17 protein-coding genes are annotated in these 23087 nt (G+C 34.8%); 16 read left to right on the top strand and 1 reads right to left on the bottom strand.

Features of this window, described 5'->3' with window-relative positions:
* Positions 1-9: 9 nt before the first annotated feature.
* Complete coding sequence (gene lepA / locus N4A45_00835; GenBank protein MCT4663760.1) at positions 10-1806, bottom strand: translation elongation factor 4; 1797 nt, start codon at positions 1804-1806, stop codon at positions 10-12.
* 307 nt (positions 1807-2113) lie between these two features.
* On the opposite strand from lepA, the gene N4A45_00830 reads away from it, so the two are divergent.
* The 16 genes from N4A45_00830 to N4A45_00755 all read left to right on the top strand — a co-directional run bounded on the left by N4A45_00830 (position 2114) and on the right by N4A45_00755 (position 22981).
* Positions 2114-3313 carry an aromatic ring-hydroxylating dioxygenase subunit alpha gene (locus N4A45_00830; GenBank protein ID MCT4663759.1) on the top strand — a complete coding sequence of 400 codons (1200 nt, stop codon included), beginning with the start codon at positions 2114-2116 and terminating at the stop codon, positions 3311-3313.
* A 3-nt stretch (positions 3314-3316) separates the two neighbouring features.
* On the top strand, positions 3317-4384 hold the full coding sequence (locus tag N4A45_00825) for a ferredoxin--NADP reductase (GenBank protein MCT4663758.1): 1068 nt from the start codon (positions 3317-3319) through the stop codon (positions 4382-4384).
* Positions 4385-4561: 177 nt separating this feature from the next.
* Positions 4562-6031, top strand: coding sequence for an RNA polymerase factor sigma-54 (rpoN, locus tag N4A45_00820; protein MCT4663757.1), 1470 nt, complete (start codon positions 4562-4564; stop codon positions 6029-6031).
* On the top strand, positions 6032-6634 hold the full coding sequence (locus N4A45_00815; GenBank protein MCT4663756.1) for a phosphatase PAP2 family protein: 603 nt from the start codon (positions 6032-6034) through the stop codon (positions 6632-6634).
* Between the two features lie 96 nt (positions 6635-6730).
* Positions 6731-7036, top strand: a complete 306-nt coding sequence (locus tag N4A45_00810) for a hypothetical protein (GenBank protein ID MCT4663755.1) — start codon at positions 6731-6733, stop codon at positions 7034-7036.
* Between the two features lie 32 nt (positions 7037-7068).
* Positions 7069-7437, top strand: a complete 369-nt coding sequence (locus tag N4A45_00805) for a hypothetical protein (GenBank protein ID MCT4663754.1) — start codon at positions 7069-7071, stop codon at positions 7435-7437.
* A gap of 105 nt (positions 7438-7542) precedes the next feature.
* Positions 7543-8145 carry a TetR/AcrR family transcriptional regulator gene (locus tag N4A45_00800; protein ID MCT4663753.1) on the top strand — a complete coding sequence of 201 codons (603 nt, stop codon included), beginning with the start codon at positions 7543-7545 and terminating at the stop codon, positions 8143-8145.
* A 10-nt stretch (positions 8146-8155) separates the two neighbouring features.
* Positions 8156-9481: a TolC family protein gene (locus tag N4A45_00795; GenBank protein MCT4663752.1), complete on the top strand. Its 1326-nt coding sequence runs from the start codon at positions 8156-8158 to the stop codon at positions 9479-9481.
* A 17-nt stretch (positions 9482-9498) separates the two neighbouring features.
* The gene (locus N4A45_00790; protein ID MCT4663751.1) at positions 9499-10671 is read left to right on the top strand and encodes an efflux RND transporter periplasmic adaptor subunit; all 1173 of its coding nucleotides are present in this window, start codon (positions 9499-9501) and stop codon (positions 10669-10671) included.
* A gap of 6 nt (positions 10672-10677) precedes the next feature.
* Positions 10678-14139, top strand: coding sequence for an efflux RND transporter permease subunit (locus N4A45_00785; protein MCT4663750.1), 3462 nt, complete (start codon positions 10678-10680; stop codon positions 14137-14139).
* Between the two features lie 277 nt (positions 14140-14416).
* Positions 14417-15889 (top strand): IMP dehydrogenase, encoded by a 1473-nt coding sequence (gene guaB / locus N4A45_00780; protein MCT4663749.1) that lies wholly within the window; start codon positions 14417-14419, stop codon positions 15887-15889.
* 175 nt (positions 15890-16064) lie between these two features.
* Positions 16065-18008, top strand: a complete 1944-nt coding sequence (locus tag N4A45_00775) for a peptidylprolyl isomerase (GenBank protein ID MCT4663748.1) — start codon at positions 16065-16067, stop codon at positions 18006-18008.
* Positions 18009-18857, top strand: coding sequence for a hypothetical protein (locus N4A45_00770; GenBank protein MCT4663747.1), 849 nt, complete (start codon positions 18009-18011; stop codon positions 18855-18857).
* Position 18858: 1 nt separating this feature from the next.
* On the top strand, positions 18859-20202 hold the full coding sequence (locus tag N4A45_00765) for a peptidylprolyl isomerase (protein ID MCT4663746.1): 1344 nt from the start codon (positions 18859-18861) through the stop codon (positions 20200-20202).
* Positions 20203-20211: 9 nt separating this feature from the next.
* The gene (locus tag N4A45_00760) at positions 20212-21168 is read left to right on the top strand and encodes an AAA family ATPase (protein MCT4663745.1); all 957 of its coding nucleotides are present in this window, start codon (positions 20212-20214) and stop codon (positions 21166-21168) included.
* 205 nt (positions 21169-21373) lie between these two features.
* Positions 21374-22981: a hypothetical protein gene (locus tag N4A45_00755; protein ID MCT4663744.1), complete on the top strand. Its 1608-nt coding sequence runs from the start codon at positions 21374-21376 to the stop codon at positions 22979-22981.
* Positions 22982-23087 lie beyond the last annotated feature (106 nt).

The raw sequence follows: 23087 nt of genomic DNA, 5'->3' as shown, positions 1-23087 counted from the left end.
CTAGAACCGTTAATCATCCAGTTTCAAAACAGCCATAAATGCTTTTTGAGGAATCTCTACATTTCCTACTTGACGCATTCTTTTCTTTCCTTTTTTCTGTTTTTCAAGAAGTTTTCTTTTTCTAGAAATATCTCCCCCATAACATTTTGCAGTAACGTCTTTACGAACGGCTTTTACTGTTTCACGAGAAATGATTTTTGATCCAATAGCTGCTTGAATTGCGATATCAAACTGCTGTCTTGGTATCAGTTCTCTTAGTTTAGAACAGATTTTTTTACCTACGGTATAAGCATTGTCTCTATGAATTAGGGCAGAAAGTGCATCTACTTGTTCTCCATTCAAAAGAATATCGAGTTTAGAAAGATTAGATTCACGCATTCCTATCGGTTGATAATCAAAAGATGCATAACCTTTAGAAATGGTTTTTAGTTTGTCATAAAAATCAAAAACGATCTCTGCCAAAGGCATTTCAAAACTAAGTTCTACACGGTCTGTAGAAAGATATACTTGATTTTTTAAGATTCCTCTTTTTTCAATAGCCAAACTCATTACTGCACCCACATAGTCGGCTTTTGTAATGATAGAAGCATCAATAAAAGGTTCTTCTACATAATCTAAATAATTTGGTTCAGGAAGATCTGATGGATTTCTCACCTCAAATTCTTCACCTTTTTTTGTGTAGGCATTATAGTATACGTTTGGTACCGTAGTGATTACCGTCATATTGAACTCGCGTTCTAACCTTTCTTGGATAATTTCCATGTGAAGCATTCCTAAGAAACCACATCGAAAACCAAAACCAAGTGCAGCAGAAGATTCTGGTTCATAAGTAAGAGAAGCATCATTTAATTGAAGCTTTTCCATAGAAGCACGAAGTTCTTCGTAATCCTCGGTATCCACAGGGTAAATACCCGCAAAAACCATTGGTTTTACATCCTCAAAACCTTCGATAGGATTATCGCAAGAAGCTTGAGTATGTGTAATGGTATCTCCTACTTTTACTTCTACAGCATTTTTTATTCCCGAAATAAGATAACCTACATCACCTGCTTTAATTTCTTTTCTTGGAAACTGTTCAAGTTTTAATGAACCTATTTCATCAGCACCATATTCTTTGTTTGTCGCAAAGAATTTTACCTTGTCTCCTTTATTGATTTTTCCATTGACTACCTTGAAATAAACTTCTACTCCACGGAATGGATTGTAAACAGAATCAAAAATTAAAGCTTGGAGTTTGTCATCTTCATTTCCTGTTGGTGCAGGAACTCGCTTCACGATTTCTTCCAAAACCTTTGGCACACCTAGTCCTGTTTTGGCAGAAACTTGAAGAATATCTTCAAATTCACCACCAATAAGATCCGTGATTTGCTCTCCTACTTCTTCTGGCTCAGCACTAGGAAGATCTACTTTGTTGAGGATTGGGATAATTTCAAGATCATTCTCCAATGCCAGATAAAGATTGGAAATTGTTTGAGCTTGAATTCCCTGAGCGGCATCCACAATAAGTAAAGCACCTTCGCAAGCTGCGATAGATCTAGAAACTTCATAAGAAAAATCTACGTGACCAGGAGTATCAATGAGGTTTAAGCGATATTCTTCTCCTTCATATTGATAATCCATTTGAATTGCATGACTCTTAATAGTAATCCCACGCTCTCTTTCAAGATCCATATCATCTAACAACTGATTTTGTTGTTTTCTTTGTTCAACGGTTTGAGTTACCTCAATAAGTCTGTCTGCCAAAGTTGATTTACCATGGTCAATATGAGCAATAATGCAAAAATTTCTTATGTTTTCTTGTTTCATCTTTCGAAATAATAATCGATCTAATCGACAAATTTAATCGAAAATATAGTGGTTGGGTTGATTTGAGCATTTTTTTCTTTGATAAGAAGTTAAAGAGCCTCTTTGTTTTTGAGATTACTCTAATATTCCCTTTTTTGATTTAACTCAAAAAATAATAGCCAAATTAGATACATCTTTGTACTGAATGTTTAAAAACAGTATGTTATGATTTCAAATGTAGTGTTTGAAAAATAAAATACTTGTAAGCAAATCCGTAACTTTAGCGGAATACAACATTATTAACTTCATAATTTAAAAGCCAAACGCTATGAATTCCAAAAAAATGATGCATGCCTTACCCGTTGAGGCTTACACTTCGCAAAAATGGTTTGATTTAGAACAAAAATATTTGTTTTCTACCACTTGGCAGTTTGCTGGTTTTGTAGAAGATATTGCTCAGCCAGGCGATTATATTTCTGTGCAAGCAGGTCTGCATAATATATTTATAGTAAAAGGACGAGATCAGCGTTTGCGAGCTTTTCATAATATGTGTAGGCATCGAGGTACTCAGCTTTTGCGGGCTGTGGGTAAAGCTCAGAAAGCCATTACCTGTCCCTACCATGATTGGACCTTTGATTTAGAAGGAAAACTGATAAGTATCCCTCAAAAAGAAGAAGAGTTCCCTGAGTTAAAAGGGAAGAAATTGCATGAATGCAATCTGAATTTACATGAGGCATCAGTAGATATATTTAAAGGAATGCTCTTTGTTCATCCCGATAAAGATGCTCCAAATATTATGGATTTTTTTGGAGGAGTTGAGCCATATTTAGGCCCTCACAAAGTAGAAGAACTTGTAGAATATTCTGAAAATAAAAATGCCCCATTCTACACCAAAGAAATAAAAGCCAACTGGAAAATTGTTGTAGAAAACTATATTGATCATTACCATTTAGCACATCTGCATGAAGGGACTTTGGATATGTACGACCATGCCAATGCAAGCTTTGGTTGGGAAGGTCCTCACTATTGGTTTTATGAACCTCTAGTTCCCGAGTTTTTGGCAGATGTGGATAATGCAGCCCTACAACCGCTCATTAAAAGCGTACCAAGAGAAAAAATAGGAGCTTATGTTCCTTGGCTTTTTCCAAATATAGGTTTGGGAGAAAACGAAGCCAGTTGGAGCACATTTCAGACCATTCCACTTGCTCCAGACAGAACCCTTGTGGTGATCCGAAGTAAAGTAGAAAACGCCAGTGAATGGGAGTTTGCTAAACAAATAACAAAATCCTCTTTGAGCAAAGTATGGAGTAAATATGGCGGGAAAGGAAAATACGAAGGAGATAAAAGTGATCCCATGGCAAGTGGCGATTTTATGCTAGAGGATATTTATGCCTGTGAGCAGCAGCAAAAGTCTTTACAATCTCCCATGTTTAGCATAGGAGCTCAAGCAAAACGAGGTGAATATGCCATTTTTAGATTCCAAGAAGAGGTGAAAAAATGGATGTTAAAAAACGGAGCAAAAATTTAAACCATGAGTAAATTATATCCATTACGTGTTAGCAATGTGCAAAAAGAAACCGAAGAGGCAGTTGTGGTTTCTTTTGATGTTCCAGAAGAATTATATGAAATATTTGACTACAAAGCAGGACAATATCTTACTCTGCAATTTACCCTAAATGGCGAAGAAGTAAGACGTTCCTATTCTCTCTGTAGTTCACCCGCTATAAATGAATCTTTACAGATAGGGGTGAAGCGTGTGAAAAACGGTTTAGTATCCAATCATATAAACGATCATATTAAAAGTGGAGACACCATTATGGTTTTACCGCCTGAAGGTCGGTTTTATGCCGAAATAAAAAAAGAGCAATACAAAACCTATTATTTGTTTGCGGCAGGAAGTGGTATTACCCCCATCCTTTCTATACTAAAAACGGTTTTAACTACCGAACCACGTAGCTTTGTGCATTTGCTTTTCGGTAATCGAAACCAAGAAAGTGTTTTGTTTAAAGCAGAAATAGACCATTGGCAAGAGCAATTTCCCGAAAGGTTAATCGTAGCACATTATCTTAGTAAACCCAAAACCAGTTGGTTTTCTAGTAAAAAAGAATGGGAATACCGAGAGGGAAGAGTAAATGAAAAAGCTATAACATGGTTTGTTAATACCTATCCGCCCTATGCTCAAAATGCTGAGTATTATATTTGCGGACCAGGGAAAATGATTGAAAACACCCAACAGTTTTTACAAAAAATAGACGTTCCTATTTCTCGAATTTTTAAAGAAAGCTTTGGAGGAGCAGAAAGTAAAACAGTTACCCAAATTTTTGAAAAAGCACAACTCAAAGCACGTTTAAACGGAGAGGAAATAATTACTGAAATCCCTAAAGAAACAACAATCTTGAGAGCTTTAATACAAAATGGAAATCAACCGCCATATTCTTGCGAAGGCGGGGTGTGTTCTAGTTGTATTTGTAAGCTCACTAGTGGAGCCGTAAGTATGAAAAAAAATCTATCACTTACTGAAGAAGAGGTTGCAAAAGGTTATATATTAAGCTGTCAAAGTTTACCAACTACCGAAAAGGTTGAAGTAGTTTTTGATTAGGATAAATGGATAAAATTGGGATATTCTTAAAAAAAACAAAGTTCTTTAAATCAGTTAAATCAACATATTTTCACGCTAGAGTAAGAGGATAATTCAAGATTTATGAAGAAATTTGCCTTTAGCCTATTCACATAAAAGAATTTGTGATTATTTTAGTGAAAATTCAAAATTCAATCCATGATTAAGCAGTCTTTATATCAAAAGCAACTTCAAAAGCTGTCTCCTCAACAAATTCAGTTGATGAAACTTATTCAATTGCCCATTTTGGAATTTGAAGAAGCCGTAAAGAATGAGCTCGAAGTGAATCCTGCACTAGAAGAAGGTTCAGAAAAAGTGGAGGAAACACAATATGGATCTGATGAACAAGAACGTGAAATCCACGAAGAGGAGACAGAATTTATTCAGGCTGAGGATCTTAATATAGATGCTTATTTGAGTGATGATGAGACTCCTGGTTATAAAATGTATTCCAATAATCAATCTACAGATGATGAAGAAAAAGTAATTCCTTTTGCTGTTCCTTATTCATTCCATGAACAATTGGTTGATCAAATAGGGATGCTACCGCTTAATGATCATCAAGAGCAATTAGCAAAATACTTGGTAGGATGTATTTCTGGAAACGGTTATTTAAGAAGAGAACTGGAAGAAGTAGTTGATGATTTAGCATTCAATATGAATGTCATGACTACAGAGGAAGAGCTTGAAGAAGTTCTTATATATATACATCAATTGGATCCTGTGGGAGTGGGAGCTAGAAATCTTCAAGAATGCCTTTTGATACAGTTAAAAAGAAAAAGCAAAAATTTCACAAGAGATTTAGCAATTTCAATTATCGAAAATTATTTTGATGCCTTTTCTAAGAAACATTTCAAAAAAATTCAATCAAAACTTAATTGTACTGATGATGAATTGAGAGATTCTATGGAATTAATCTCCAAGCTGAATCCTAAACCAGGGAATTCTCATGGAAGCTCTGGCTTGAAAGGACAGCAGCAGATTATTCCAGATTTTGAAATAAGAATTGTAGATGGAGAAATAGAACTTTTAATGCACGGAAGAAATGTCCCAGATCTTCGAGTGAATAAAAGTTATGTGAATATGATCCAAGATTATAAAGGGAACAAGCAAAATCAAACAAAGAAAAATAAAGAAGCAGCTCTTTTTGCAAAGCAAAAATTAGATTCGGCCAAATGGTTTATAGACGCTATAAAGCAAAGACATCAAACACTAAATGTGACCATTAATGCGGTGATTGATCGTCAACGAGCTTATTTTCTCACGGGGGATGAAGCAAAACTGAAACCCATGATTTTGAAAGATATTGCCGATGTGATTGGAATGGATATTTCTACAGTTTCTAGGGTGGCGAATAGTAAATATATTCAAACACCGTATGGTACGAAGCTGATCAAAGAATTTTTCTCTGAATCTATGAAAAACGCTGAAGGGGAAGATGTTTCAACACGAGAGCTGAAAAACAAGTTGAAGGAAATAGTGGAAGCCGAAAATAAGAAAAAACCACTCACAGACGAAAAATTAGCGAAAGCAATGAAAGAGGCAGGATACCCCATAGCTCGTAGAACCATTGCAAAATACCGTGAGCAACTTAATATTCCTGTTGCAAGAATGCGTAAAAAAATCTAAATGAAATTTCTCGCAAATCTGATTTCCTTTCTCGCTCACCCCATTTTTCTTTTATCAGGAATGATATTTCTGTTTATGGCAAAAGATTATATCATGCTTGAGGAAGAGATTGCTCAAGTTTTTGGAAATATTGTACTTATCTGCACCACAATAATCCCTTTGATCGCAATTGTTGTATTAAAAAAAATGGGAATCATAAGTAGTTTGAGAATTCCATTGGCCAAAGAAAGAAAACTGCCCTATATTATCACTTTTAGCGCTTATTTTTTCTTGAGTATGCTTTTTAATGATACAAGAGTTATTCCGCAAGAAATTACCCATATTTTTAAAGCTTCCTCGTTGAGTATTGCTGTTTTACTTCTCTTACTAAAATATACAAAATCTAGTGCCCATGCCGCTGCTTGGGGTGGTGTAGTTGGAGCTTTATTGATGCTCATGTGGCAATACGATTACCCGGTCTATACCCTCTTTACATGGAGCATTCTGTTTACAGGTTTAGTCATGTGGTCACGGTTATATCTTTCAGCACATACTCAAAAGCAGGTGTACGAAGGTTTAGGAATAGGATTTTTCAGTCAAGTTGTTGTCTTTCTGATTTTTTAGATCAATAATTTCATCTATTAAATACATCAATTACAAGTAGATATTTTTTATATTTGACAAGTATTTTTGTTTTATTAACGGTGAAAAGAATCAGCAATGCCGGTAAAAACTACAGTTGAAATAAAATGTCCCAATTGCGGATTACTCAACAAGAATCAAGATTATTGTATTTCCTGTAAAATTCCCATCTCTTACCAAGCAAAAAGGAAAGAAGAGGATAAAAAAATTCGTCTAGCCAAAAAAAATAAACCAAAAGATAAGTACGATAAGCTCTTTGAGCATCTTAAAACACATCCCATTTTTATAGTAAGGTGGTTCTATTATATCGTTTATTCCATAGCATTTGTCTTTTATATGATTGCCGCTTTTTTTGCATTTATTGTAGCTTTTTTCAACGGTTGAAAATTGACAAAACCAATCTATTTTTTTAGAATATGAAAATAAAGTACCTAAAAGAACTCTTTCCATTTTGGTTTATTGGTGCTTTATGTCTGTATATTTTTGTTTTGTGGTCTCGTGTCGTGGAATGGGGTTTACCCGTATTTATCAATAATCATTTAAATGACTTTTTATGTATTCCTGTGGTACTCCACTTATCGTTATTTTTTACGAAAAGCATAAAAAAGAATTCGAGTTTCCATCTTCAATGGAAGAATATCATTCCAGTGGTTTTGCTATTTGCTTTTCTTTTCGAATGGTTTTTACCAATGATGAACTCTGGTTATGTTTCGGACATTAAGGATGTTATTGCGTATTTTTTAGGAGCCTTAATTTATCAGTTGTTCTCATACTTAACAAAATAGACACTTTATTTATCTACAATGAAAATTAACGAAAAAAAATGGAAACTAATTTCGTTTTTTCAGTTTCCATGATTACATTTGCCAAAATTCTAAAGCAAAAAATCATTGGATCAAACATGTAAAATAAAAGAAGTTGCTTCAAAATTATTTATGAAACTTGGTTTTAAAAGTGTGACTATGGATGATATTTCCAAAGAAATGGGAATGTCAAAAAAGACACTTTATAAATCTTATTCCAATAAAAGAGAGTTGATAAAAACTTGCGTTTTGGATTATAAAGAGACCATTTTTGAAGAAATGGAGCAAATAAAAAAAGAAGATAATAACCCAATTGAGGAACTTTTTAGGCTTGAATCGTTTTTTGATAATGCTATTTTTGATACTGAGTTATCGCCTTCATTTCAGCTAAAGAAATATTATCCAGAAGTCTTTCAAGAGATTCATTGTACGTTAGATGGAGATTTTGATCAATTTATGCACAATAATATTTTAAAAGGGCAAGCAGAAGGGTTTTATATGAATGATTTAGACGTTGAATTAGCGAAAATGTTTCATAAGACACTTAGAATGAATGGAGAAGCAGAGCAAATGGCGGAAGAAAAAGAAAGGCATTATGCCATTTTGAAATATCATATCCGTGCGATCGCTACGGAAAAAGGAAGAACAGAATTAAACAACCAACTTAATAAATTGTATGGTCAACATTAAAACAACCATAATGACCCTGCTGTTGATATTGGGGATATCAACAGCAAAGGCTCAAGACGAAAAATTGTCATTGAGTTTAGAGCAAGCAATCGATTATGCAAAAGAGCACAATAAAAGGGTGCAAAATGCAAATCATTCAATTCTTGCTGCACGCTACAAAAAATGGGAAACAACCACTATGGGGCTTCCGCAGATTAATGGAGAAATCAAGTATCAAAATTGGATTGAGCAGGCAAAGCAGTTATTGCCAGCTCAAATTGCTGATCCAAAGGCTCCAGCAGGTGAATTTGTAGAAATAGCTTTTGGAACAACTCAATCAATGGCTGCTAATGTAACAGTTTCACAACTTATTTTTGATGGGCAGTATTTGGTAGGACTTCAAGCAGCTAAAGTGTTTTTAGAGATTTCTGAGAATGCACTTCAAAAAACTGAAGTAGAAATTGAAAAAGCTGTGGTGAATGCATACGGAAATGTTCTTCTTACCCAAGAAATGATTGCTATTACGGATAAGAATATTGCCAATGTTGATAAATCGCTCTACGAAACTCAAAAAATGTTTGAAAACGGTTTAACTGAAGAAGAGCGAGTGGAACAATTAGAAATTACTAAGCTAAATCTAAAAAATGCTCGATCAAATGCAAAGAGACTATTGGATTTGTCTTTTGATATGTTGAATTTCACTCTAGGAAGAGACTTAGATGCTGAAATTTCATTAACGGAAAAATTGAATTTACTTAGCGAGAAAAATATCGATATGAAATTAATAGGTCTAAAACCTAATTTAATGAGTAATATAGATGTTCAGATTGCCCAGAATCAATTGAGATCCAAAGAGCTCATTAAGAGACAAGAAATTAGTAAAGGAATGCCTCAACTTTCAATGTTTTTGAGTGGTGCAGGAAATGGGTTCTCAAATGATTTTACTTTTTTCAATTCTGATCAACGATATATTCCGTCTCTACTTTTTGGAGTAAATCTCAAAATTCCTATTTTTTCTTCGTTTAGAAGAACTAAAGCTGTACAAAGAGCAGGAGTCGAAATAAGAAAATCTCAAAACGATTTAGATAATAAAATTCAAGAAATTCAACTTCAATATGATCGAGCGCAGAGCAATTATCGTTTTGCAATCGAAAATCTACAAACCAGTAAACGCAGTCTCAAACTCGCAGAAAGAATCGAAAAGAAAAACCAAACCAAATTTAAAGAAGGAATGGGATCTAGTTTTGACCTTTCTCAAGCACAACAACAACTCTATACCTCACAAAGAAGCTATTTAGAGGCTATGCTCGAAGTAATTAACTCAAGAGCCGCCATTAAATCAATCACCAACCAATAACGCAAGTAAAAGAAATTATGAAAAAGATATTAGGAATAGCCACGGTAGCCTTAGTGATGGTTGCTTGTGGATCAAAAGGGAAAAAATCTGTTGAAGATCGAATTGCCAAAGCTGATGGAGATATCAAGGTTTTAAAGACAATCAAATCTGAGCTAACGGCTGAGTCTATTACGCTAAATAAAGACATCAAAAAATTGACAGATTTAATTGTAGAATTGGATACGAATCAAAATACCTATTTAGTTTCTACAAGTGCGATTCAAAAACAAGAATTTAAACACTTTGTTGAATTTCAAGGAAATGTGACTACAAAGCAAAATGTAATCATTTCTCCAGAAGCTTCAGGAATTATCCAAAGCGTGTTAGTGAAAGAAGGATCTAGAGTATCAAAAGGACAAGTGTTGGCTATTTTAGATGATAATGGATTAAAAGAGCAATTGGCTCAGTTAAAAATCCAAACAGAATTGTCTAAAACAGTTTATGAGAAAAAGAAAAGACTTTGGAGTCAGAAAATTGGGTCGGAAATAGACTTTCTTCAATCTGAAACCTCATACAAGGCGCAGGTAGAAGCTGTTAAACAAATGGAGATCCGTTTGAGTAAAACAAAGGTTACTGCACCGTTTTCTGGGGTAATTGATCAAGTTTTTAAAGAAAAAGGAAACCTTGTAGCTCCAGGTCAAGGAGGGAGTATGTTCCGTATTATCAACTTGAGTAATATGTATATTACTGCAAATTTGCCAGAAATTTATCTTAAAAAGGTTTCGAAAAATAAAGAAGTAAAAGTAGAAATACCTGTAATAGGTTTGGAAACGACTTCTTCGGTTCGTCAAACAGGAAACTATATCAATCCTACAAATAGAACTTTTGCTATTGAAGTACCTTTATCAAACAAACACAAAAATGTTAAACCAAATATGACTGTAAAGTTGTTTGTAAATGATTACTCAAATAATGATGCAGTGATTATTCCTCAATCTGTTATTTCTGAGAATGCTATTGGGAAACAATATGTTTTTGTTGCCAAAAAGAATGCTAAAGGATTACTTAATGCTGTAAAACAAACGATTGTTACAGGAAAGTCTAAAGGTGATGTTGTTGAGGTATTGGAAGGTTTAAAAGAAAACGATCAACTTATTGTTGAAGGTGCCAGAACAATCAAAGAAGGACAATTGATCAAAATTGTAAAATAATATACTATGAGTCAGAAAAAAACCAATAAAGAATTCGGACTCTCCTCTTGGGCGATCAACAATAAAACCTCTATTTGGGTGCTTATATTTATGTTCCTTTTTATGGGATACCAAGCATACCAAGAAATGCCAAGAGAGAATTTTCCTGAAGTAAAAGAAACCAAGATATACATCTCTACAGTTTATCCAGGTAACACTGCAGAGGATATAGAAAAACTGATTACGAAACCCATAGAAGATAAAGTAAAATCTTTAAGTGGAGTAACAGACGTAACCTCAACTTCTCAGGCAGATTATGCGATTATAATTGTAGAATTTGAACCTGATAAAGACGTTGCTGATGCAAAACAGCGAGTAAAAGATAAAGTAGATAGCGAAACAGCTTCAGAAGATTGGCCAACTTTTAACGGAGCCAAGGTAGAACCGAATGTATTCGATTTGAATATCTCTGAAGAAATGCCCATTCTGAACGTGAATTTTTCAGGTGATTATCCACCACAAAAATTACGAGATTATGCAGACCTAGTTAAAGACAAGATTGAATCCTTTGGAGAAATTAAGTCAGCAGATATCCGTGGAGTACAGAACAAGGAAGTGGAAATTGCGGTAGATATCTATAAAATGACTGCTGCTAAAGTAACCATTGGAGATATTTCTAGAGCTGTATCTAATGGAAATATGACGATTTCTGCGGGTAATTTAGTGGCTTCTGGGCAAAGACGAACCATTCGTGTTATTGGAGAAATAGAGTCTCCAGAAGAGCTTGAAAACTTCGTTGTTAAAAACGAAAAAGGAAATGAAGTTTACCTAAAAGACATTGCAAAAGTTGAATTCAAATCGAAAGAGAAAACCACCTTTGCAAGAAATCTAGGAAAGCCAGTAGTTATGTTGGATGTAAAGAAAAGAGCTGGACAAAACATGGTTGATGCTGCTCAAAAAATCCAACAACTTATTAAAGAATCCCATGGAAAATTGTATCCATCGGATCTTGAAGTGACGATTTCAAATGATCAATCTATCAAAACAATAAACCAAGTAGATGATTTAGTAAACAATATCATATTCGGAATTATCCTAGTAGTTGTTGTACTGATGTTCTTCCTTGGATTTAGAAATGCACTTTTTGTAGGGTTTGCGATCCCGATGTCTATGTTTATGTCTTTCATGATCCTAAATTTAATGGGATATACCTTAAATACAATGATCCTTTTCGGGATGATTATGGGATTGGGGATGCTTGTAGATAACGGAATCGTAGTTGTAGAAAACGTTTATCGTTTAATGAGCGAAGAAGGAATGAGTCGTATGGAAGCTGCCAAGAAAGGTATTGGAGAAATAGCTTTCCCTATTATCATTTCAACAGCTACAACGGTTGCTGCATTCGTACCACTTGGTTTATGGCCAGGTCTTATGGGGCAGTTTATGAAATACTTCCCAATCACACTTTCTGTAGTACTCGGTTCTTCCTTGTTTGTGGCAATATTCTTTAACTCGGTACTGGTATCACAGCTGATGAGTATTGATGATCGTAAATTATCTTTTAAACAACTCATAATACTGTCGTTGATTTTACTTCCAATTGGAGGATTGATATTCGCTTTTGGTGGTGATTATAGAGGTCTAGGATTAGTAATGATAGTTACGGCAATATTGTTCTGGGCTTACCGTTTGTTTGTGAAAAACTGGGCTATTTATTTCCAAACCAATATTTTGGCTTGGATGGAGAGAAAGTATGAACAAACTTTGGCTTGGTCATTAAAAGGTTGGAAGCCTGCTATTTTATCAATCGGTACTTTTGTATTTCTAGTTGTAGTTATTGGTTTCTTTATACAATCGGTAAGTAGCCAAAGAACGAAAATAGAGTTTTTCCCAGACAATCAGCCAAATCAGGTAATTGTGTATATGGAGTATCCGCAAGGAACGGATATCAATAAAACCAATATCATCACCAAAAATGTAGAAGAAAGAGTTCGTCAAGTTATTGATCAAGATAAATACATTATCGATGGTGAAAACTTTATGGTGGAATCATTCTTAGCGCAAGTAGGAGAAGGAGCAGGAAACCCTCAAACAGATGGAGGTTCTTCAGCAGAAATCCCACATAAAGGAAAAATAACCCTTACGCTAAGAGAATTCAAATATCGTAGAGGATTATCTTCTGAAACATTGCGTCAAGAAATTCAAGATGCTATTACAGGAATTTATCCAGGAATTGCTATTTCAGTTGAAAAAGATGCCGTAGGTCCACCAGCAGGTTACCCTATCAATATTGAACTTTCTGGAGAAGATTATAATGAATTGATTCAAACTGCAGAAAGTATGCGTTCTTTTATCAATGAAAAGAAAATACCTGGAATTGCAGAACTAAAAATCGATGTAAATAAATCGCTTCCATCTATGGAGGTTCAAATAGATCGTAAAAAAGCAGGAGAACTAGGTTTGTCACCAGCACAAATAGGGTCGCAATTACGTCAGGCACTTTTCGGGGCAAAAGCAGGTGTGTATAAAGAAGGTGGAGATGATTATGATATCAATGTCCGTTTTGATGAAACAGACCGAAATAATATCGATCTTTTATTCAATCAAAATATTACTTTCAAAAACCCTGATAATGGGCAAATAATTGAAATACCTGTATCTGCGGTAACTAGTAAGAAATTATCGTCAAGTTTCTCGGCAATCAAACACACAGCAACTAAAAGGGTGGTAACGGTGTATTCTGCACTTTCACCAGGGTTTACAGATGCAGCCGCTATTGTAGGGCAAATTGAAGGAGAAATGCAATCTTTTGATAAGCCAGAATCTGTTGAGTTTAATTTTACAGGACAAATTGAAGAGCAAAAGAAACAAATGACTTTCTTGGTTGGTGCGTTTTTCACTGGATTATTTTTGATCTTCTTAATTCTAATCTTCCAGTTTAACTCTATTTCGAAACCAACAATCATTATGTTGGCAATTTTCTTGAGTTTAATCGGAGTATTTGGAGGAATCGTTCTTTCAGGAGCATCTTTTGTTATTATGATGACCATGATGGGAATTATCTCTCTTGCAGGAGTAGTTGTAAATAATGGGGTAGTACTACTGGATTATACCCAACTGCTCATGGATAGAACAAGAGAAAGATTAGGAATTGAAACGGGAGAATTACTGTCAATGGAAGACACGACAACTGCAATAATACAAGCAGGAAAAGCACGTCTTCGTCCAGTACTTCTTACAGCAATTACTACCGTACTAGGGCTTATTCCACTTTCGCAAGGTATCAATATCAATTTTATGACCTTGTTTAATGATTTGGATGCCAATATTTATGTAGGAGGAGACAATGTTGTTTTTTGGGGACCACTAGCTAATGCCGTTATATACGGATTAATTATTGCCACTTTCCTAACTTTAATTGTAGTACCTGTACTATTCTTAATTGTAAATAAGGTAAAACATTGGCTGAAAAGTTTGAAAAAAGCCTAATATCTAAAATGACTTTTAGTTTTTAATTAAAACCATCTGAGAAATACTTTTTCTCAGGTGGTTTTTTCGTTGTGCAAAAAACGAATGTCTTCTTCTAATGTTAATTTTTTGATAAATTTATCATTTGTATATACTTGATAATAAGGATTTAACTTAGTTTAATATGTAAGCGATTCGACAACTAATTGATATTAAAAAAGAGAATTACTCAAGAAGTCCATTTTTTGATAGATAAAACTTATCTTTGCATGCAATTCATTTAAACCTGTATTGCAAGATGAAAGCGCTTCACGAAACAAGATTCATTGGAGAAGGTCTCACATATGACGACGTTCTTCTCGTACCTGCCTTTTCCGAGGTATTGCCCAAAGCCGTAGAAATAAAAACAAGATTTACAAGAAACATTTCGCTCAATGCTCCCATTGTAGCCGCAGCGATGGATACTGTTTCTGAATCTGCCATGGCAATCGCCATTGCTAGAGAAGGAGGAATTGCCGTACTTCATAAAAATATGTCTGTAGATAGACAAGCTCAAGAAATTAGAAAAGTAAAAAGATCAGAGAGTGGAATGATTCTCGATCCTGTAACGCTTTATCAAGATGCTTGTGTTGTGGATGCCAAAAATCTTATGCGAGAGCATAAAATAGGAGGAATCCCTGTTGTAGATAAAGATAATAAGCTTATTGGAATTGTTACCAATAGGGATCTTCGTTTTGAAAAAGACGATTATAAAGATATTACAGAGGTGATGACACAAAATAATTTGATCACCACCAATGAAGAAACAACTTTGGCTCAAGCCGAAGAAACGCTGCAAAGAAATAAAATAGAAAAACTCCCAGTAGTTAATGATGAAAATCAACTAGTAGGATTAATCACTTTTAGAGATATCATCAAGATTCAAGAAAATCCAAACTCTTGTAAAGACCAATTTGGAAGATTGAGAGTTGCAGCAGCAGTAGGAGCTTCAGGAGATGTAATGAACCGTGTAGAAAAACTGCATAAAGCAGGAGTTGATGCGATTGTATTAGATTCTGCACATGGTCACCATGTGGATATTGCCAAGACCTTGGTGAGAATCAAAAAACACTTTCCAGAACTTGATGTAGTGGCAGGGAATATCGCCACGCCAGAAGCCGCAAAATATCTTGCAGAAGCAGGAGCTGATGCCGTAAAAGTAGGAATAGGACCAGGGTCTATTTGTACCACACGTGTTGTTGCAGGAGTAGGAGTACCACAGTTAACCGCTGTAATGAATGTAGCCGATGCTCTTAAAGACACAGATGTTCCAGTAATAGCCGATGGAGGAGTAAGATTTACAGGTGACATTGCCAAGGCATTAGCAGGAGGAGCAAGCTCTGTGATGCTCGGGTCACTTTTGGCAGGAACAGAAGAAGCACCAGGAGATACAATAATTTACGAAGGAAGAAAATACAAAGCCTACCGAGGAATGGGGTCAATTGATGCGATGAAGCACGGATCCAAAGATCGTTATTTCCAAGGAGGTGAAGATGATGTGAAAAAACTTGTTCCAGAAGGAATTGTGGGAAGAGTTGCATACAAAGGAACACTAAAAGAAGTGATGTATCAATTTATTGGTGGACTTCGTGCAAGTATGGGATATTGTGGAGCTCCTACAATTGAAGCGCTTAAAAATGCAAAATTTGTAAGAATAACTGCAGCAGGAATTCACGAGTCACATCCTCATGATGTTTCAATAACAAAAGAAGCACCGAATTATTCTAGATAATATTATTTAGAACTTTTTTATAAAAAACACTGTTTAGATTCCCATTTAGGCAGTGTTTTTGAATTTTAGGAAGCATTAAATAAATAGTTTGATGGATAACTCCATGTATTTTGGTAAATTGCTAGCACAAAATACAAATTATTTCCAGTAAACTAAAAACCAAAACATTTTACAAATGAAACAATTGTTGTATCTAGCGATTGCTATGGTAAGCTTGAGTTTTGCTCAAAACCCACAAGCTACTTTATTGAGCATTGGAGAAAAGGAATTTTCAGTAGAAGATTTCATGTATGTTTATAATAAAAATAGAGATTTGGCAAACCAAGTAGATCCCAAAACGGTGGATGAATACATGGATTTGTATATCAATTTTAAATTAAAAGTTCTCGATGCTGAAGAAGAGAAACTAGATACCACAAAAAGCTTTCTTAGAGAATATAAAGGGTATAAAAAACAAGTGACCAATAGTTTTTTGTATGACAAAAAATTGGATGAAAAATTTGTAAAAGAAGCTTACGAGAGATTGAAATACCAGAGAAGAGCCAGTCATATTTTGGTACAGGTAAATGCTCAAAAGAACGATGCTCAAGCCAAAAAAGAAGCCCAAAATATTTTAGAACAACTAAAAAAGGGAGCTGATTTTACTACATTGGCAAAAAAATATTCCGAAGATCCTAGTGTAAAAGAAAATGGAGGAGATTTAGGATATTTCACTACATTACAAATGGTATATCCTTTTGAAAACGCTGTGTATAATACAGAAAAAGGGGCGGTTTCAGATTTGGTTCGTACCCGTTTTGGATACCATATTCTTACCGTAACTGATATAAGGAAAAATCTTGGAGAGCGAAGAGTGGCTCATATTATGTTGAGATTTAATAACGAGAAAACGAACGTAGAAGAGCAAAATAAGAAAATAAACGAAGTATATAATCAACTAGAAAATGGGGCAGATTTTGAAGATTTGGCAAAGTCCTATTCAGATGATTATAGAAATGCCACTAGAGGTGGATTAATGGAGTGGATTGCTCAAGATGGAAGTCTAGATCCTATGTTTGAAAAGGAAACTTTTGCAATTCAAAAAATCTATCAGTACTCAAAGCCTTTTAAAACTCAGTATGGGTATCACATTATTAAACTAATGGGAGTGAATGAAATAGGAAGTTTTGAAAATGAACAAAGACAGCTAGAAAGAAAAATAGAAAACAATGACAGAATAAGAGCAAAAAAAGCTCAAATGCTCATTAAACTAAAAAATGAATATGAACTAGAGCTAAAGAAAAAACATTTCTATAGTCTTGGAAAACTCATTAATACGAAAGCGTTCACAGAGGCTAATAGCATCAAAGAACTCAATACAAAAAAATATAAGCATACGCTATTTTCTTATGCTGGGAAAAAAGTAACACAAAAAGACTTTGTTGAATATTTATTGAAGCACAAGGTTGCTTTCCAGCAAAGTAGGAAAAGAATGGAATTAGCAGAAGAAAAATTAGGCGTGTTGATTCAAGAAAAACTCTTTGAACAAGAAAAATCTCAGCTGAGTAAAAAATACCCAGAATACAGAAACCTCCTCAATGAGTATCGAGATGGGATGTTGCTTTATGAAATTTCTAAACAGAAAGTTTGGGATAAAGCAATGACAGATACTACTGGAATCCAAAACTATTTTGATTCCCACAGTGCAAATTATCAATGGAAAGAAAGAGTTATTGCCCATGAATATATTTGTAACAATAAAAAAGTGGCAAAGAACGTAGCTAAAATGCTCAAAAAAGGAAAGGGAAATAAAGAAATTACCGATCTGCTAAATAAGGAAAATGCCCTTGATGTATCTATTAAAGAAATAACGATAGAGCGAGGAAAAAAACCAAATTATGAACAGATTCCTTGGCAAAAAGGAGTAAGTAAAGCATTTGAAGTAAATCAAAAATATGTAATCCTCAATATTCAAGAAATACTAGAATCACAGCCAAAAGAACTCAAAGAAGTACGAGGAGTTGTGATATCTGAGTATCAAAAAGTATTGGAGGCAAATTGGCTTACTCACTTGAAAAATACGCATCAAATAAAGATCGATCAAAAAGTATTTGAATCCGTAAAAAAGAGTCTTAAATAAATGGTATTTCGACTTTTAAACTTTTTATTATTAGGTGTTTTATTCTCGTCTTGTGGTTTTTTTGCCGGAGATCAAGAAGCAAGAATTATCGCAAGATATAATGACGAAAATCTTTTGTCTCAAGTAATTGATGATGCGGTGCCTAAAAATTTGTCCCCTAAAGATAGTATTGTCTTTGTGAAACATTTTGTAAACCAATGGGCAAGAAAGCAGGCAATTCTAGAGCACGCAGTATTTAATTTATCAGACGAAGATCTAAATATCGATCAACTTGTGGAAAACTACCGATCATCCTTGATAAGACAGCGTTTTGAGCAAGATTACCTCAATCAGAAAATGGACACTGTTGTTACAAGGGAGCAAAAGGAAACTTACTACCAAAAGTATCAAGAAGTTTTTTTGCTTAAAGAATCCATTGCTAGAATCCGATATATACGAGTGGGGAAAGTAGCACCAGATATCGAAGAATTAAAGGAAAGACTGGAAGTTCAAGACGAAGACGATGAAATTTGGCTTATTGATTATGCAAATCAATTTGCAAAAAGACATTATTTTAAGACTGATATTTGGGTGAAAATAAACGATTTTGTGGAGGAATTACCGATAGATGAATTCCAAAAGAACATTTTATACAACACAAAAAAGGTGCTTCAATTTGAGGATGAGAAGGACTATTTTCTGTTAAAAATAGTTGATTATAAAATAAAAAACCAAATTCCACCTTTAAACTATGTTCAAGAACAAGTTCAAAGTTTAATTTTACACCAACGCAAAAAACAAATGCTACAAGAACTTGAAAATGTCTTGTTCGAGAAAGCACTTAAAGAAGGAAAATTTGAATTTTATTAGTATGCTAAAAGCAAAAATATTAATCTTGGGGTTGTTGATGAGTACCCCTTTCGTATTTGCACAAAACAAAGCCGTTATAGACGAGGTAATCGCTATTGTGGGAGATCATCCTGTTTTTTACTCAGATTATCAAGACCAAATAAGCCAATTCAAAGGGCAAGGTACAGCGGTAACTCAAGAGTTGCAAGTGGAAGTTTTAGAAACAATTCTTAGACAAAAACTCTTACTCCATAAAGCCGCCTTAGATTCTATTGAAGTAAATGATGCAGAAATAGAATCAACCGTAAATCGTAGATTAGAGTATTTCCAGAAACAAGCAGGAGGTAAAGAAGCCTTAGAGAAGTATTTTAAAAAATCTACAAAAGAAATTAAGGAGGAAATGCGCAAGCCACTCAAGGATCAAATGCTTGGGGAGCGTGCAAAATTTGCCATTATTGACGGAATAAAACAAACTCCTTCACAAATTCGTGAGTTTTTTGAGAATCTGCCTATAGATAGTTTGCCGATTATTGAAGACCAATACAAAATTGCCCAGATTATTAAAATCCCAGAACCTAGTGTGGATGCTAAAAAAGAGGTGATTGCAAAGCTGAAAAAGTTTAAAGAGCGTATTCTTAGTGGTGAAGACATGGAAACCTTAGCTATTCTATATACAGAAGACCCAGGTTCTAGCATAAACGGAGGTTTGTACAAGGGCATCAAAAAGGGAATGTTTGTAAAAGAATTTGAAGAAGTGATGTACAGTCTAGAAATTGGACAAATTTCTGATCCCTTTGAAACAGAATATGGATTCCATATTGTAAAATTAGAAGGAAGAGAAGGAGACGTTGTTGATGTACGACACATCCTTGTTTCACCAAAAATATCTGAGGAACAAATGCAAGAAGCAAAAGCATTTTTGGATTCTATACAAGTGCGAATTTCTAATAATGATTATACTTTTGAAAAAGCAGCTCAAAAATTTTCTGATGATAAAATCACTAAAAATAATGGTGGTTTAATCACAAATCCACAAACAGGTGGAAACCTTTTTGAAAAAGACAAAATGGATAATTTATTAAAATTGACTTTAAAAGACCTAGGTAAAGGAGAGGTTTCTAAGGTGAGTTTTGTAGATCTTCCAAACAAAAAAAGAGCTTATAGAATTTTATCAATTCGTGAGGTGGTTCCAGCACATACATTGAATTTAAAAGATGATTATTTGACAATTCAAAGAATGTCAAAAATGAATGAGGAAAACAAAAAGCTCGCAAACTGGATGAAAACCACCATCAAAGATATTTACATCAATCTAAAACCACAGTATCAAGACTGGAATTTTGAATTAAATTGGACTAAAAAATAGCATAAAAGGATGGAGAAAGACTTGGCGTTACTCAAAACATTGGAGCATAAATTTCAATCACTAAAATCAGAAATGGGAAAAGTGGTTGTGGGGCAGGAAGAAGTGGTGGAACATTTACTTTTATCGATTTTTACCAATAGTCATTGTCTGCTAGTGGGAGTTCCTGGTTTAGCAAAAACGCTCATGATTAATACCTTGTCCCAATGTTTGGGATTGTCTTTTAATCGTATTCAGTTTACTCCAGATTTAATGCCATCGGATATCGTGGGAACAGAAATACTCAACAAAAACAAAGATTTTGAGTTTGTCAAAGGACCTATTTTCTCCAATATCATCCTTGCCGATGAAATAAACCGTACGCCACCCAAAACACAAGCAGCACTCTTGGAAGCCATGCAAGAGAAAAAGGTAACATCAAATGGTCAGACTTATGATCTTGGAAAACTCTTTTATGTACTGGCAACCCAAAACCCCATAGAGCAAGAAGGAACTTATCCGCTACCAGAAGCTCAGTTAGATCGTTTTATGTTTCAGATAAACCTTGAGTATCCTTCTTTTGAAGAAGAAGTAGAGATTATCAAAAGAACTACGGCAAACAGAATGGTAAGCGTAGATAATGTTCTGAGTGCTGAAGAAATCTTAGAATTTCAAAGAATTATTAGAGACATCCCAGTTGCAGATAATGTTTTGAAATACACCGTGGAACTCGTTCAGAAAACTCGAACAGGAATTCATGCCAATAATGATTTTGCCAAAGAATATATAGGTTGGGGAGCAGGCCCAAGAGCTTCTCAAAACCTCATTTTGGCTGCCAAAGCCCATGCCGCACTTCACGGAAAATTTTCTCCAGATATAGAAGATGTACAAGCGGTATTAAAACCTGTACTACGTCATCGTGTGATGCTTAATTATAAAGCAAAAGCAAACCACATAGGAATAGATGATTTGTTGAAAGAAATTCAATAGTAGGATTGCTTAAGATAAAGCATTGTCTAATAGAATTCCCATAGTTTTATTCCCTACCTGATCATCTAATTATCAAGTAATTGTGTTTATTTAACTGCGTATTACGACTTTTGAAAGTCGTTATTTTGCAGTTGAACTTATTCGGCTTTAGCTATCAGCTCTATAGGTCTATTTTTGCTCGCAATAAATAATAAATGACATTGTTGTGAAAATAGTAGAACGCACCTTTTTCCCGATATTCTTAATGTTTTGTATGAATATCTTCGGACAAGTGGGTATTGGGACCTCCAATCCACATCAATCTTCAAAGTTGGATATAAGTAGTTCAACAAGAGGATTTTTACCCCCAAGAATGAGCATCGCTCAAAGAGATAATATAGCGAACCCTGCTACAGGTTTGGTTATTTATAATACCAGCACTCACTGCCTAGAGTGGAACAATGGAGACCCTAATGCTCCAGATTGGTTCAAGCCATGTGCAGATCCACAAGTGGTTGTTGTATCGCAGTGTTCTGTACAAGAAACGGGCTCTTTGTTTACCAATACTTTTCCAGGTGGTGTTACTCAAATGATCCTTGTGGATATACAAGGAGCAGGAATTAAGACGATTACTACAGATACCGTAAATGGAGTATACTTTAGCTATATAGGAGAAGTACAAAACGGAACTCAAAATTTGATTTTAAGAGCTTTGGGAACTCCTCAGCAGGTAGGAACTTTTACCTACACTATTACATTTGGAGGAAACTCTTGTACCTTTGATAGAACAGTTGCCGTACCACAGGCGAGTATGAATTTAAATTGTGCAGGAATTCAATATTTAGGAGGAGATATTGAAAATAACCGTGTATTGACTAATAGCGATGGCTTCATAATACGCATACCTTATACACAAGGAAATGGAGGTACAATAGGAGCATTGGCGGTAAATTCGACAACTATAACTGGATATACGGCAAGTACAGCCGCTGGAAATGTATCTGTAGGCAATGGAAATCTTGATTTAACCATCACTGGAGGTTCAACGAATTCTACAGGAGTTGCTCAATTTAATATTCAAGTGGACGGACAGACCTGTCAAGCTCAGAAAAATATTATCCAACCTTTGGCATCAGTGACTTCATTAAATTGTGCAGGAGCCAGTTTATCATCGGCTTTACAGCCTAATCAAGTAATAGCCAACGGAACCACATTAAGCGTGCCTTATTCTGGTGGAAATGGAGCGAGTTATCCTAGTCGATCTTTTGTAGTGAATGGAATAACGGCACAGCTTCCAGCTGGGAGTTTAGCAAATGGTAGTGGTACTTTAGTGTTCAATTTATCTGGAAATACAGGGTCTGCAGGAACACATAATCTTAATATCAATCTTTTTCATCAAAATTGTACCGTAGCTATTGTTGTTCAAGATATTTTTGCCAATGTACGATTAGTTATTGATCAAGAATCTTTCTTCTCTGGTGGTATTGGGCTTTATTCAAGCTTTAGGCAATATGTTTATGGTTTACCAAGTGTGGCAGATTATGGTTCAGATTATATTGTAAAAGTTAATGGAGTTAACAAAATGAGAAGTACTGTGAATTCTACTATTACAAATTGTGCAGTTAATCCTGGTGATGCATGTTTGCGTTCAGGTTGGTTTTCTATAGGATTACCAAATGGAAAAGAGTTAAAAGTGTACGCTACAAGACCACCAACGGCACCATCAACTGGAACAGGAAGTAACAGAACAAGAAGAAGAATTTGTAAAGATGAGGGACCAGATGATCCTGCCGCAGCAAATGATTATACTTGTACAAATCATAATGTAAACTAATATCGAAAGGATCAAAGACGAGATACATTAGATACTCAATCGGAAAGCCATCATTAATTTAACTCTTGTTATCTTTTTGGTGGTTTTCTTTTTTGTAAGTTGATTA

It is taken from the genome of Flavobacteriales bacterium (genome assembly GCA_025210805.1).
Taxonomy (GTDB): Bacteria; Bacteroidota; Bacteroidia; order Flavobacteriales; family CAJXXR01; genus JAOAQX01.
Note: the sequence above shows the minus strand (reverse complement) of the source record. Positions and strands in the feature narration are given on the sequence as shown.